Genomic DNA, 14,208 nt, shown 5'->3' with positions numbered 1-14,208 from the left:
CGATGCCGGGCACCGCTGTGGAGCTTCCTTCGCCGCGGTGCCCGGTTTCTTTCTTCCTCGGCGAGGGCCGATCCGCCGTGACGTGACCGCAATCACGAGGTAGTCAACTCGCTCAGAGCCCGAGCCGCTCGCACGACCTCCACTGATCATTCTGATCAGTTACCGGCCCGCTCCTTGCACACGGCGCTCAGTAGTGGTTCCCTCAGTTGGCCGATGAGACCTACATCACATCGGCGCACAGCCACCATCCTCCGGCCCACGAGGCCACCGGGAACACAACCTAGGAGCGACACATGCCAGGAGTCGGCATATGGCGAACGAAATCCGTCGAGCAATCGATCGCGGACACCGACGAGCCTGACACTCGGCTGCGGAGGGAATTGACCGCCAAGGATCTCACCGTCTTCGGCGTGGCTGTCGTGATCGGTGCCGGCATCTTCACGCTCACGGCCCGCACCGCAGGCAACGTCGCCGGGCCGTCCATCTCGCTCGCTTTCGTACTCGCCGCCATCGCGTGCGGGCTCGCCGCGCTGTGTTACGCCGAGTTCGCGTCCACCGTTCCAGTGGCCGGAAGCGCATACACCTTCTCGTACGCCACCTTCGGCGAATTCGTCGCCTGGATCATCGGCTGGGACCTCATCCTCGAATTCGCACTCGCGTCGGCCGTGGTGGGTAAAGGCTGGTCGCTGTATCTGGGCAACGCGCTCGGCTTCAGCGGCGCCACCACAGCGCATCTCGGGCCGATCGACTTCGACTGGGGTGCGCTGATCATCGTCGGCGCTATCACCGCCGTGCTCGCCGTCGGCACCAAGGTCTCCTCCCGCGTCTCTGCGATCATCACGGCCATCAAGATCGCCGTCGTTCTTCTCGTCATCGCGGTGGGCGTCTTCTACATCAAGAAGGAGAACTACGCGCCCTACATTCCGCCCGCCGAGGGTGCGTCGAGTACTGCGCAGGGCGTGCACCAGACCCTGTTCTCCTTCCTCACCGGCGCCGACGGCAGCAGCTACGGCTGGTACGGCCTGCTCGCCGCGGCCAGCCTCGTGTTCTTCGCCTTCATCGGGTTCGATGTCGTCGCCACCACTGCCGAGGAAACCAAGAACCCGCAGAAGGCTCTGCCCCGCGGCATCCTGGGCTCCCTCGCCATCGTCACCGTCCTCTACGTCGCCGTCACCCTCGTCCTCACCGGCATGGTCAAGTACACCGATCTGAAGACCGGGAGTCCGCTGGTCGGTGACAGCAGTGCCACTCTCGCCACCGCTTTCGAGGCACACGGCATCACCTGGGCGCAGACGGCCATCAACTTCGGCGGCCTCGCCGGCCTGACCACCGTGGTCATGGTCATGATGCTCGGACAGACCCGAGTGCTCTTCGCAATGTCTCGGGACGGACTGATGCCGCGCGGGCTGGCCAAGACGGGCACCAAGGGGACGCCAGTTCGGATCACCCTGATCGTCGGGGCGGTCGTGGCTTTCCTCGCCGCGTTCTTCCCCATGGGCACGCTGGAAGAGATGGTGAACATCGGCACGCTGTTCGCGTTCGTGCTGGTCTGCATCGGTGTGATCATTCTTCGCCGCACGCGGCCCGACCTGCCGCGCGGTTTCCGCGTCCCGCTCGTTCCGCTGGTTCCGATCCTCGCCGTCGCCGCCTGCGGATGGTTGATGCTCAATCTCTCGGTGGAGACGTGGATCCGGTTCGTCGGGTGGATGGCACTCGGTGTGCTGATCTACTTCGCGTACGGCCGGCGCAAGTCCGTCCTGGGCCGGCGTCTCGCCGCCGAGGCAGAGCCGCCGGAAGAGGAGAAGCTCCCCGAGTTCGCACAGAACTGATTTGCACAGAACTGACCTGAGAGACATGACTCCGCCGCACCTCCCTGAGAAGGTGCGGCGGAGTCGTCTGCGAAGTCAGATGAGCGGGTTGGCCCCGTTGAGGAAGATCCAGGTGCAGACGCCGGCAGCGACACCCAAGATCAGCGCGACGAACGAACCGATGAACGGACGGGTCGCCCATCCCCGGCGACCGTCGAGAGAGATGCGACCGGGCCCGGTGAGAATGATGACCCCGGCGCACACACCGAGCAGGGTCTCATACTCGGTTCCCGCAGGCGCGAAGTACTCGAGGCCCGGTTCCGCCGTCTGGCGGAACGCCCACGCGTTGATCATTACCGCGAGAACCGAAGCAGCGGCCAGTGGCGTCACCAGTCCGAGGATCAGCAACGCCCCACCGGCGACCTCACCGACAGCACCCAGGATCGCCAGGAGCTTCGCCTGCTGGAATCCGGAGTTCGCCAGCATCTCCTCGAACCCGTCGAGACCCGGGCCGTTCCATATCCCCGTCAACTTCTGCAGTCCGTGCACCAGAGCCGTGCCGCCCACTGCGAGGCGCAGTGCGAGCAACCCGAGATCCAGGGTTCCGCGACCGATTTTCACGTCACCGTCACCCGCCGTCCCGACCGCGGTCGTACCCGGCGATGCGGCCGCTGCGGCGGAAGTGCCGCCGAGAACCTCCGTCGGCTGATCCGATCCGAACGACCCCGAGTCCCGGTAGGCCGGGATCTGCTCGGTCGGCAGACCCGCGCCCCGAGAGTCACCGAAATCCAGTTCGTCGTCAGTGTGCGGAAGCGTGCGTCCCCCGGAACCCGCCGCCGGCGTGGCCGTCGGAAAACGCTCCGTCGGAGAGTCGTACGGGCTGGAGACCTTGCCGTAGTCCGGTGAGGCGCCGTGGTCCGAGGCACCGGGGTCCGGCGACTCGCTGGGATCTTTCCGCATGTCAGTCACACCGTCCAGGGTAGGTCGGCGCGGGGAACATCGCCGGGAAGCAGGTGCGGCGTGGCGGTGACGCCGCACCCTTCCGTAACGTTTCACTCATGATGGTGGGTGGGCTGAGCCGCAGGGCGACCGGCAGATCGACATGGATGGTGTCCGTGCTGTGCGTCACCGCGTTGCTCGCGGCAGGCTGTGCGAAGTTCGACGATTCGGCCTCCTCACCGTTCAGCCCCGAACCTTCCGAGGCGTCGGGTGCCGAGGTAGAGCCCGAGAGTCCGCCTCCGTCCACCACCACACCCCCACCGCCCAGCGGGCCGCTCGGACCGTGCCAGGATCCGGACCCCAGTGTCATCGCCACCTGTCTCGACACCACGGGCGGGCTCGTCGTCCTTCCCGACGCAGCCACCGCGCTGGTCGCAGAACGACGCACCGGACGCATCCTCGAGGTCGCACAGGGTCGCCAGCCCAGAGAGATAGCGCACATCGACGTCGACGCCAGTTCCGACGGCGGACTCCTCGATATCGCACTGTCACCGAGCTTCGTCGAGGACAACTTGATCTACGCCTACATCTCGACTCCCACCGACAACCGGGTGGTGCGGGTGGCACCGGGCGATACGGCCAAGGAAGTGCTCGGCGGGATACCGCGTGGGAATGTCGGCAATGCCGGTTCACTCGAATTCTCCGGCGACGAACTCATGGTGCTCACCGGAAACGCCGGCAATCCTGCCGCCGCGTCCGATCCCGCCTCTCTCGCCGGCAAGCTGTTGAAGGTCACCGCGCTGTCACCCGCCCCGACCCCCGCGCAGCCCCGCCCGCAGGTCGTCCTGTCCGGCATCGGGACCGCCGGTGGGGTGTGCGTCGACCCCGGTGTGGCGGTCTGGGTCACCGACCGCACACCCCTCGAGGATCGCCTGCAGCGCGTGAGTGCCGACGGTGCCGTGTCCTCCCCGGTGTGGACGTGGCCGGAGCGCCCCGGAGTGGGGGGCTGCGTGGCGGCGCAGGATGTCGTCGCGGTGTCGTTGAGCACGGCCAAAGCAATGTCGGCGCTCGCCGCCGACCCGAGCACCGGAGCGGTCACCACTGCCCCGGGCGTCATCGTCCAGGACCGGTACGGCCAGCTCGGTGGGGCCGCCCTCGGACCGGACGGGCTGATCTGGGTCAGCACGGTGAACAAGACAGCCGGTCAGCCCGGCCCCAACGACGACCGCGTGATCAAGATGCCGTTGCCCTCGGGCGGCGGCGGATTCGACTGATCGGTTCCGCTCCACCCCGCGTGCACCCCCTGCACACATGCACGCGGCAGCGAGGGTCTAGCTGCACGCCTCGATGACGAGTTCCTTGACGCGTGCGGGATCTGCCTGACCCCGCGTCGCCTTCATGACGTCGCCGACGATCTTGCCTGCAGCGGCCACCTTTCCGCCGCGAATCTTGTCGGCGATATCAGGGTTGGCTGCCAAGGCCTCGTCGACGGCAGCCTTCAGCTTGGTGTCGTCCCGCTCCACCACGAATTCCGGATGGTTCGCGACAACCTGCTTGGGGTCGCCCTCGCCGTCGAGGACGCGGTCGACCACCTGGCGCGCCACCTTGTTGTTCAGCGTGCCGTTGTCGATGAGCGCGACCACCTCGGCCACCTGCGCCGGGGTGATCGGCAGGGCCGTCAACTCCACGCCGCGGGTGTTGGCCTGCTGGGCGAGGTACGACACCCACCACGACCGTGCGGCTTCCGGGGAGGCTCCGGCGTCGGCCGTGGCGATCACCAGGTCGAGGGCACCTGCGTTCACGAGGTCGCGCATCACCTCGTCGGAAACACCCCAGTCGGCTTGGATCCGGGCCCGACGGACCCACGGCAACTCCGGCAGTGTGCCGCGGAGTTCCTCGATCCATTCGGCGCTGGGCGCTACGGGCTCGAGGTCGGGTTCCGGGAAATAGCGGTAGTCCTCGGCGGTCTCCTTGCGCCTGCCCGGCGACGTGGTGCCGTCCGCCTCCTGGAAGTGGCGTGTTTCCTGGATCACCGCACCCCCCGACTCCAGCACGGCGGCCTGACGGCGCATCTCGTACCGGACCGCCACCTCGACGCTCTTGAGGGAGTTGACGTTCTTCGTCTCGGTCCGGGTTCCCAGTTCGGTAGCACCGATCGGCATCAGCGACACGTTGGAGTCGCAGCGCATCGAGCCCTGGTCCATGCGCACGTCCGACACCTTCAGCGACTTCAGCAGATCACGGAGGGCGGTGACGTAGGCGCGGGCCACCTCGGGCGCTCGCGCACCTGCACCACTGATGGTCTTGGTCACGATCTCGACCAGAGGCACGCCCGCCCTGTTGTAGTCGAGTAGCGAGTGGCTTGCTCCGTGGATACGGCCGGTCGCGCCGCCGACGTGCAGCGACTTCCCGGTGTCCTCTTCCATGTGGGCACGCTCGATCTCGACGCGCCAGGTGGTGCCGTCGTCGAGGACGACGTCGAGGTAACCGTCGGTGGCGATCGGCTCGTCGTATTGCGAGATCTGATAGTTCTTCGGCTGGTCCGGGTAGAAGTAGTTCTTCCGCGCGAAGCGGCCCCACGGCGTGATCGAGCAGTTCAGCGCCAGACCGATCCGGATCGCGGACTCCACCGCCGCCTCGTTGACCACCGGCAACGACCCCGGCAGGCCCAGGCACACCGGGCACACCTGCGTGTTCGGCTCCGCCCCGAACTCAGTGGGGCACGGGCAGAACATCTTGGTGTTGGTGCCGAGCTCTACGTGTACCTCCATGCCGAGAACAGGCTCGTACTTGGCGAGCACATCGTCGTAGTCGAGGAGGGCAGGCGCGTCGACAGCAGTCATGCAGAAGAGTTTATGCGCCTGCTCGCGTGCCGAAAAACGCGGTCAGCCGAAAAAGGCGGCTGCCTCGTCGTACCGCTCGCGCGGCACGGTCTTGAGGTGACGGGTGGCGTCGGTGAGCGCCACCAATTCGATCGACGTGCCGTGCAAGGCCACCATCTGCCCGAAGTCTCCGCGGTGGACCGCGTCCGTGGCGTGCACCCCGAAGCGGGTGGCGAGTACCCGGTCGTACGGGGTGGGAGTGCCGCCCCGCTGCACGTGCCCGAGAACCGTTGTCCGTACTTCCTTGCCGATGCGGCGCTCGATCTCGGCGCCGAGCTGCTGCGCGACACCGGTGAATCGTTTGTGCCCGAACTCGTCGATGCCGCCTTCGCGCAGCGTCATCGACTCGGGGGTGGGTGCCGCACCCTCGGCGACAACACAGATGAAGTGGGAGTCGCCCCTTTGGAACCGCTTCTTCACCATGTCGCACACCTCCGCGACGTCGAACGGCACCTCGGGAACGAGGGTGAGGTGCGCGCCCGTCGCCAGACCCGAGTGCAGCGCGATCCAGCCGGCGTGTCTGCCCATCACTTCCACCAGCATGACCCGTTGGTGCGACTCTGCCGTGGTGTGCAACCGGTCGATCGCATCCGTCGCGATGGACAGCGCGGTGTCGAAGCCGAACGTCACGTCGGTGCAATCGATGTCGTTGTCGATGGTCTTCGGAACCCCGATGACCGGGACACCGCTTTCTGCCAACCATCCTGCGGCAGTGAGCGTTCCCTCACCTCCGATCGGAATGAGGGCGTCGATCCCGTTGTCGTCGAGGGTTTGGCGGATCTGGTCCAGTCCGGCTTTCAATTTGTCCGGGTTCACCCGGGCCGTTCCGAGGATGGTGCCACCGCGGGTGAGGATGCGGTCGATCCGGTCGTCGTTGGACAACGGAACCTTGCGATCCTCGAGCAGGCCGCGCCACCCGTCCCGGAATCCGACCACCGAGCTGCGGTACCGACCGTCGGCAGTACGCACCACCGCCCTGATCACCGCGTTGAGTCCGGGGCAGTCGCCGCCGCCGGTCAGGATCCCGATCCGCATCCAAGCACCCCTCGTTCTCCCGTTGCGGCGCCGTCTCCCGGAGGGACGGCACCTCGTGTGGTGATCGTGGTTCTCCTTATCCATCTTGCCGCTCCGGCGCCGTGAGAGCACCTCGGACCGCCGGGTTCTTTTTCAGCCCGGTGTGACGAGGCCACTCTCGTAGGCAAGTACCACGGCCTGTGCGCGGTCGCGGAGATCGAGCTTGGACAGCACCTTTCCGACGTGCGTCTTGACGGTCTGCTCGGCGACGAACAGGCGGTCGGCTATCTCGGTGTTGGACATCCCGCGGGCGATGAGTTCGAGAACCTCCCGCTCGCGCGGGGTCAGCGCCGACAGCGCAGCGGGTTTACGACGCGTAGTGCTGCGGCGGCTGGTCACGTCGGCGATGAGACGCCGGGTGACGGTCGGCGCCAGAAGTGCCTCACCGTCGGCGACGACGCGGACCGCACGAACCAGTTCTTCGGCGGGCGCATCTTTGAGCATGAAACCGCTGGCTCCGATACTGAGTGCTTCGTAGACATAGTCGTCGACGTCGAAGGTGGTGAGCATCAGCACACGCACCGGGGGGTCGAATCCGGCCGACAGGATCATGCGCGCCGCATCGAGGCCGTTCATCTCCGGCATCCGGACATCCATGAGCACCACGTCGGGACGCAGACGTTTGACCTCGGTCACCGCCACAGCCCCGTCCGGTGCGTCGCCGATCACGCTGATGTCGGGCTGTGAGGAGAGGAGGGCGCCGAAGCCCTGACGGACCATGGCTTGATCGTCTGCGATGAACACGGTGATGGCCACGCCCGTCAGCCTAGGCTGACGCGGCCGCAAACTCGGCGTGCACCTCGAATCCACCGTTGTCGTGCATCCGGGTGGTGAGCACTCCTCCGACGGCCTGCGCACGCTCGCGCATGCCGATGATTCCGTTGCCTCCGGTGGATTCGTGCCTGGTCAGCGCGGATGCGAGACTCCGTTTCGCCGGACCGTTGACCACGGCAAGCGACACGATCGGAGATTGGTACGTGATCTTCACCTCGACCGCCGCACCCGATGCGTGCCGCGCAGTATTGGCCAGTGACTCCTGCAGGATGCGATACATCACCAATCCGACCGACTCGGACACGAGTGTCCGATCACCGGACACAGTCCAGGTGACTGGAATCCCGGCCCGCCGACTGCCCTCGAGCAACTCGCCGATCTGGTCCACCCCCGGCTGCGGGGCGTGCTCGGCGAGCTGGCCGTCGCTCCGCAAGACGCCGAGCAGTCCGCGCACCTCGTTCAGTGCGGCGCGCCCGGCGGCGCCGATCGACTCGAATTCCGCGCGGGTCTCGTCCGACACGTTCGCGATGCGGTAAGGGGCGCTCTGCGCCTGCACGACGACCATCGACATGTGATGTGCGACAACGTCATGCAGGTCGCGGGCGATGCGCGCCTTCTCCTCGAGAATCGTGCGACGCGTGCGTTCGAGCTCGCTCAACTCCTCCTGCCGGGCGAGTTGCCTGCGGGAGAGCACGAGCCAGCGGATCAGCAGGCCGAAGACGACGATCGCCGTGAGCCCGACGGCCCAGCCGCGGCCGTTGGTGCCGGGAGTGTCGGCGAGGAAGAGGAGTACCGTCGAGATCCACGCGACGCCGACCACCGGAATGGCCGCCCGCATACTCACAGCCGCCAGGAGCGCGAGGATCACCAGGATATGGACTACCTGCCAGGGATAGTCGTAACCCTCCTGCAGTCCGAAGACCCGCGGAATGACCAGAGCGGACACTGCAGAGACAGCCCACCCGAGTGCGGGGTTGGCGCGGATCAGAACGAAAGGGAACGCTGCGAGCGCCGCAACGAACGGCTGAATCGGCGGGCTGACCTGGTGCGTCAATTGCAGTGTCGGCCACGCGACAGCGAAGAGAATCGCTGTGACCGAGGCAATTGCCACGTTGAGCCACTGACCTCGAGCAACGCTCCGGATTCGCGTCTTCTTGTCCACACGTCGAGCGTAGGAGCTGCCTTCGCAGCGAGTCCTCACTCCGCGGGCCGAGGTAGTTCTAGTACCGAGGTATGAGATTGCAGCCGACTGGTCCTCCGAAGCCAGGAATCGAACCGGACTCCGGTGTGATGTGGCTGCGTAACGCTTGTTCATACCGTCGTCCTCATGCGAACGACGGGGACAGGGCGAACGACGGGGACACGGAGAACTACGTGGGCAGCGGTGGCCTGTGCCGCAACGGCACTTCTGACCACTACCGGGTTTTCCGGGACCGGGACCGCGGACACACCCCGGGCGGAGAACCCCGCCGCGTCGGACGCGGTGCGCACGCTCACCTCCGCCGAGGAGTTCGGCGAAGCGTCCATCCCCGGGGACTTCGAATCCGTCATGGGATACACACCCCAGCGCGTCGAGGGAATGCTCGCCGACCCGGACGGCGACTGCTCGTCCCCGGTTCCGCTGCCGGTCGAATTCGTTGCGTCGTGCAAGGCCCACGACCTCGGATACGACCTCCTCCGTTACGCCTCCCGGTCCGGGAACGACCTCGAGCCGTGGGCCCGACAGAGCCTGGACGCACAGCTCGATCGACGCATGCACGCGGCCTGTGACACGCGCGTCGACGAACGGGCTCGCGCATCCTGCTTCGTCATGGCGAACATCGCGGCCACTGCCGTCACGGGAAATAGCTGGCGCCAGGGATATTCCACGCCCGTCACGGAGTCCGGAGTCAGGTACGGGCTCGCAGGCGGTCTCGGTGTGGCGCTTCTCGCGGGTGCCGTCTGGTCCCTCCGCCGCCGTCCGGAACCCGAGGGAGCCGTCGCATGAGCACGACCACCGTTCTGGGCACGCGGCCTCTCGGGGACTATGGCTGCCCGGTACCGGCATCTGCGCTGCGCCGGGCCCTCGCCACGACGATTCCGGTGTCGGCACTTCCTCGGGCGTCCTCCACGATCGTCGTCACTCTCTGCGTACTCGCATCTCTCACACCGTCATTGCTCCCTCGAAGCGCCCTGACGCAGGCCCTGTTCACCGGGGTCCTCGCTGCGGCGGGGCTCGGGATGCTCGTCCTCGCTCGTCGGCTGCGACAGGTGCTCACCCGCTCCTCCGGCTCCCGGGTACCACGGGAATCCGTTCGACTCCTCGTCTTGCTCGGCGCGATGGTCACCACCACCTGGGCGATGGTCGCGGCCGATCACTGGCAGGACTCCCTACGACAGGTGATGGGGATGAGCAGCGCCGGCCCGGGCCACTGGATGCAGGTGATACTCGGAGCCGTAACAACCTTCGTGATCGTGGTCGCCGCCGGTGCGACCGTCTCCTCGGTGGCCCACCGGCTCGGCTGGATCGGCAGTGCTACGACGGCCGTCGTTCTCGCGACCGGTCTGCAACTGGTTGCCGGGCCCGCTGTATGGGAGATGATGTCGCGCTCCTACAGCGATTCCAATGACGTGGTCGACGTCTCGTTGCAGCGCCCGATGTCTGCCGCACGAGCGGGGAGCCCCGAGTCCGTTGTCAGCTGGGAGTCGCTCGGGCGACAGGGACGTCGCTTCGTGGCGGCCGGTGAACAGGCCGGGAGTATCCGCACCTACGTCGGGATGAACTCGGCACCGGACGTGAAGTCCCGTGCGGCGCTGGCAGTCTCGGAACTCGAGAGGGCCGGCGGATTTGCCCGCTCGGCCATCGTCGTCACCGTCCCCACCGGCTCCGGCTGGATCGACGAGAACGCGGCGGAAGGATTCGAGGACCGCTTCGACGACGACGTCGCGATTGTCGGGCTCCAATATTCCTACGCACCGAGTTGGATCACCTTCGTCTTCGGCCGTTCGGCGGCCGACGAATCGGCGGCAGCCTTGTTCGATGCGGTCGCCGATCGCATCACGGCACTACCCGATGCGATCCGTCCCGCCCTCTACGTCTACGGTCAGAGCCTCGGATCCGTCGGCGGGAGCGCGCAATTCGCCGACGCGGCAGACCTTGGCCGGCGAGCATGCGGGGCGCTGTGGGCCGGACCGCCCGCCGGGTCTGTGATGACCGACGGCGCAACGGTTCTGGCCAACACGTCCGATCCCGTCGTGTGGTGGTCACCCGACCTGATCCTGCGCCGGCCCGATCTGTCACGGGCCGTGGCCGATGCCCCTATCCCACAGTGGATTCCCGGCCTGACGTTCCTCCAGGCGAGCGTCGACCTCCTGTCAGCGCTGAACTTCCCCGCCGGGCACGGGCATCGCTACGGGAAGGAACAGGGCACAGCCCTACCCGACTGCGACCTCACTCGGTGATTCGAGGGGACCACGAGCAGCTTCGAACGCCGCACCCACCCGGTAGAGCCGCTCGTCGGCCAGCGCCGGCGCCATGATCTGCAACCCGACCGGAAGACCGTCGTCCGCCGACAGTCCGGACGGAACGGACATCGCGCAATGGCCCGCGAGATTGGTAGGCAGGGTGCACAGGTCCGACAGATACATCGCGAGTGGATCGCCGACCTTCTCCCCCAGCTTCCAGGCCGTGAACGGACTGGTGGGCGACACGAGGACATCGACCTTCTCATAGGCCCTGTCGAAGTCGCGGGAGATGAGAGTCCGGACCTTGAGCGCCTGGCCGTAGTACGCGTCGTAGTACCCCGCCGAGAGTGCGTAGGTACCGATCATGATGCGACGCTTGACCTCCGGGCCGAAGCCCGCGGCACGGGTAGCGGCCATCACCTGATCCGCGCTCATGTCACCCTCGTCGATCCGCAGTCCGTAACGCATGGCATCGAACCGGGCGAGATTGGAGGACACCTCACTCGGGAGGATCAGGTAGTACGCCGCGAGCGCGTACTCGAAGTTGGGACACGACACTTCGACGACCTCGGCACCCAGTTCGGTGAGCTGTGCCACGGCAGCGTCGAACGAGGAGAGGACGCCGGGCTGGTAGCTGTCGGAGTGCAGTTCCTTGACTACGCCGACCTTCACACCCCGCAGGTTGCCGCCCGCGCCCTCGCGCGCTGCGGCGACCACCGGGCGGACCGGCGCATCGATGGACGTGGAGTCGCGCGGATCATGTCCGGCGATCACCTCGTGCAGCAGGGCGGTGTCGAGAACTGTGCGACCACAGGGCCCACCCTGATCCAGCGACGACGCACAGGCGACCAGGCCGAAACGGGACACCGTGCCGTAGGTCGGCTTGGTGCCCACCGTCGCGGTGAGGGCGGCGGGCTGACGGATCGATCCACCGGTGTCGGTACCGATCGCGAGCGGGGCCTGCCGGGATGCGAGCGCCGCGGCGCTGCCGCCACCCGAGCCACCCGGGACGCGCGTGGGGTCCCACGGGTTGCGGGTGGGGCCGTATGCGGAGTTCTCGGTGGACGAGCCCATGGCGAACTCGTCGAGGTTGGTCTTGCCGAGGATCGGAATTCCGGCGGCGCGGAGCTTGCCCGTGAGAGTCGCGTCGTAGGGGGCCACCCAGTTCTCGAGGACCTTCGAGGCACAAGTGGTGGGCATGTCGGTGGTGGTGAAAATGTCTTTGAGCGCCAACGGAACTCCCGCCAGCGGCGATGCAGGAGCCTCACCGGCCGCTAGCGCGCTGTCCACCTCCTTCGCCGACACGAGGGCCTGCTCCCCCGCAACGTGCAGGAAGGCTCCGAGTCCGCCGTCGACCTCCGCGATACGGTCGAGATGTGCCTGGGTGACCTCGACGGACGACACCTCACGGCTGTGAATCTTCGACGCCAGTTCTGCCGCGTCGAGTGTGGTCAGTTCGGCGCTCATTCGCCCTCTCCGAGAATCTGCGGGACGGCGAAACGATCCTGTTCGACAGCGGGCGCGCCGGACAGCGCCTGCTCCGGGGTGAGCCCGGGAACGATCACATCCGGACGGGTCACGTTGGTGACCGCGTTCGGGTTCGCCATCGGCTGGACGTCTTCTGCGGGAACCTCGGTGACCACCTTCACGTGGCTGAGAATCGAGTCCAGCTGACCCGCGAACTCGTCGAGTTCGGCGTCGGTCAGGGCGAGTCGAGACAGCCGCGCGAGGTGCGCGACCTCGTCACGGGAGATGGCAGGCACCGCGGGGCCCCTTTCAGGTCGGACGTACACAATGTCCTTCCCAGCCTAGAGCGTGGCCTAATCAGGCGTGCAGCCAGCGCCGCTTCCTGACGGTCGGGAAGGGTGGTGGAACCACGAAGACCATGACCGGTGTGGTGGTGACGGGCCCAGGTTTCGAGTCGACATGTTTCGCGAATGAGGCGATTCGGTATCGGGGGTGTCAACTAATCGCGCGCGACCAGCAACTCCCGCGCAGCCGGTCCCCGAAGGCGGAGGGGGGACCGCATACTCGGAACCGAAAGTGCAAGGATGGTCGTGACGGGGGTCGCAGGTAGCACTCCCGCGTTTATCTCGTGGTGAAAGGGACGCACGTGTCGTATCTGCTTCGCGTCCAGCTCCCCGACCGACCAGGTAGCCTCGGCTCGCTCGCCGTCGCCCTCGGTTCGGTGGGCGCTGACATTCTGTCGCTCGACGTGGTGGAGCGGGGTGCAGGATTCGCCATCGACGACCTCGTGGTCGATGTCGAGCCGGGGTCCCTCCCCGACACCCTGATCACCGCCGCCGAGGCCCTCCCCGACGTCACCATCGATTCCATTCGTCCCTATGCCGGAATACTCGACACCCACCGCGAACTCGAGTTGATAGATCAGGTGGCCACCGCGGCGGACGACCGTCTGCAGGTCCTGGTCGACGGCGCTCCGCGGGTGCTGCGCGTCGGCTGGTCCGTGGTCGCGGACCTGGGACCGCGGGGCGCTTACCGGGTCGTCGGAAGTTCCGGAGCTCCGGAAACCCATGCCACGGACATCCCGTGGATGCCCCTCGAGAAGCCGACGGCACTGGACGGTGAGGGCGACTGGGTACCGCAGGTGTGGCGCGATATGAACACCACGCTGGCCGCGGCCCCACTCGGCGCCACCGGACGCGTGCTGATGCTGGGCCGGCCCGGGGGTCCGGAGTTCCGCCCTTCGGAAGTCGCGCGGCTGGGGTACCTGGCCGGCATCATCGCGACCGTACTGGGCTGAGGGCCTGACCCGCGGCCTGCCTCACACCAGTTCGCGGACCAGGACGGTCAGCTCCACGCCGGGTACCGGATTCCAATTCCGTTGGGCCACAGGAACAAATCCGTTGCGGTCGTAGATACGCCGGGCGGCTTCCATCGACGGCTGCGTCGACATCACGACGGCGCGGTCGCCCCGGTCGTAGGCGGTGTCCAGTACGTGTCGCACCAACGCCGAACCGACGCCGGAGCCGCGCGCGTCCGGCGACACCGCGAGCATGCGGAACTCGAGCTCGCCCGGCTGTGCCACATCCGCGTAGGGCGACGTCGGATCCGCGATCGTGACCGAGCCGACGACCTGACCGTCGATGACGGCAACCCGGACATCCGCCTTCTCCACACGTCCGGCCGTATCGCGCAAGCGTTCGGTGTACGGATCGTGCGCTTCGACGAATCCGCCGCCGACGTACGCGATCACCGTCAGGTCGCCGACGACCTCGTACTCCTCCGGGGTCACATCCCGTATTTCGATCATGTCCAGAACTATG

General features: G+C 66.9%; 13 protein-coding genes. 5 read left to right on the top strand and 8 right to left on the bottom strand.

Annotation, left to right across the window (positions count from 1 at the left end):
* The first annotated feature begins 293 nt into the window (after positions 1-293).
* A complete protein-coding gene (locus JQT59_RS19370) occupies positions 294-1,829 on the top strand; it encodes an amino acid permease (RefSeq protein ID WP_213571633.1) in 1,536 nt (511 codons plus the stop codon).
* 75 nt (positions 1,830-1,904) lie between these two features.
* Here the strand turns inward: JQT59_RS19370 and JQT59_RS19365 are convergent, their stop codons facing one another.
* Positions 1,905-2,768, bottom strand: coding sequence for a DoxX family protein (locus tag JQT59_RS19365; protein ID WP_213577880.1), 864 nt, complete (start codon positions 2,766-2,768; stop codon positions 1,905-1,907).
* A gap of 98 nt (positions 2,769-2,866) precedes the next feature.
* Between JQT59_RS19365 and JQT59_RS19360 the strand changes: the two genes are divergently transcribed.
* Entirely contained in the window at positions 2,867-4,021 is a 1,155-nt protein-coding gene (locus JQT59_RS19360) for a PQQ-dependent sugar dehydrogenase (protein ID WP_213571632.1), read from the top strand.
* A 57-nt stretch (positions 4,022-4,078) separates the two neighbouring features.
* Here the strand turns inward: JQT59_RS19360 and gatB are convergent, their stop codons facing one another.
* The 4 genes from gatB to JQT59_RS19340 all read right to left on the bottom strand — a co-directional run bounded on the left by gatB (position 4,079) and on the right by JQT59_RS19340 (position 8,639).
* The gene (gene gatB, locus JQT59_RS19355) at positions 4,079-5,590 is read right to left on the bottom strand and encodes an Asp-tRNA(Asn)/Glu-tRNA(Gln) amidotransferase subunit GatB (RefSeq protein WP_213571631.1); all 1,512 of its coding nucleotides are present in this window, start codon (positions 5,588-5,590) and stop codon (positions 4,079-4,081) included.
* A 42-nt stretch (positions 5,591-5,632) separates the two neighbouring features.
* On the bottom strand, positions 5,633-6,664 hold the full coding sequence (locus JQT59_RS19350; RefSeq protein ID WP_109331051.1) for an ATP-dependent 6-phosphofructokinase: 1,032 nt from the start codon (positions 6,662-6,664) through the stop codon (positions 5,633-5,635).
* 132 nt (positions 6,665-6,796) lie between these two features.
* Positions 6,797-7,459 (bottom strand): response regulator, encoded by a 663-nt coding sequence (locus JQT59_RS19345; RefSeq protein ID WP_213571630.1) that lies wholly within the window; start codon positions 7,457-7,459, stop codon positions 6,797-6,799.
* Between the two features lie 10 nt (positions 7,460-7,469).
* A complete protein-coding gene (locus tag JQT59_RS19340; protein ID WP_213571629.1) occupies positions 7,470-8,639 on the bottom strand; it encodes a sensor histidine kinase in 1,170 nt (389 codons plus the stop codon).
* 165 nt (positions 8,640-8,804) lie between these two features.
* Here JQT59_RS19340 and JQT59_RS19335 point away from each other — a divergent pair, with 165 nt between their 5' ends.
* Both JQT59_RS19335 and JQT59_RS19330 read left to right on the top strand, forming a co-directional pair.
* A complete protein-coding gene (locus tag JQT59_RS19335; protein ID WP_249353681.1) occupies positions 8,805-9,464 on the top strand; it encodes a hypothetical protein in 660 nt (219 codons plus the stop codon).
* Complete coding sequence (locus JQT59_RS19330) at positions 9,461-10,918, top strand: alpha/beta-hydrolase family protein (protein ID WP_213571628.1); 1,458 nt, start codon at positions 9,461-9,463, stop codon at positions 10,916-10,918. The genes JQT59_RS19335 and JQT59_RS19330 overlap by 4 nt, the downstream gene beginning before the upstream one ends.
* Here JQT59_RS19330 and gatA read toward each other — a convergent pair.
* Positions 10,892-12,388, bottom strand: a complete 1,497-nt coding sequence (gene gatA, locus JQT59_RS19325) for an Asp-tRNA(Asn)/Glu-tRNA(Gln) amidotransferase subunit GatA (protein WP_213571627.1) — start codon at positions 12,386-12,388, stop codon at positions 10,892-10,894. The two genes, JQT59_RS19330 and gatA, sit on opposite strands and share 27 nt — an antisense overlap.
* Entirely contained in the window at positions 12,385-12,684 is a 300-nt protein-coding gene (gatC, locus tag JQT59_RS19320; RefSeq protein WP_109331061.1) for an Asp-tRNA(Asn)/Glu-tRNA(Gln) amidotransferase subunit GatC, read from the bottom strand. Before gatC ends, gatA begins: the two co-directional genes overlap by 4 nt.
* A 350-nt stretch (positions 12,685-13,034) precedes the next feature.
* Between gatC and JQT59_RS19315 the strand changes: the two genes are divergently transcribed.
* A complete protein-coding gene (locus JQT59_RS19315) occupies positions 13,035-13,685 on the top strand; it encodes an ACT domain-containing protein (protein ID WP_213571626.1) in 651 nt (216 codons plus the stop codon).
* A gap of 21 nt (positions 13,686-13,706) precedes the next feature.
* On the opposite strand, the gene JQT59_RS19310 is transcribed toward JQT59_RS19315, so the two are convergent.
* A complete protein-coding gene (locus JQT59_RS19310) occupies positions 13,707-14,195 on the bottom strand; it encodes a GNAT family N-acetyltransferase (protein ID WP_213571625.1) in 489 nt (162 codons plus the stop codon).
* Positions 14,196-14,208: the final 13 nt, after the last annotated feature.

Origin of the sequence: Rhodococcus sp. USK13 (assembly GCF_018343855.1) — a bacterium.
Taxonomy (GTDB): Bacteria; Actinomycetota; Actinomycetes; order Mycobacteriales; family Mycobacteriaceae; genus Rhodococcus_F; species Rhodococcus_F oxybenzonivorans.
This window is presented reverse-complemented; position numbering and strand designations above follow the sequence as displayed.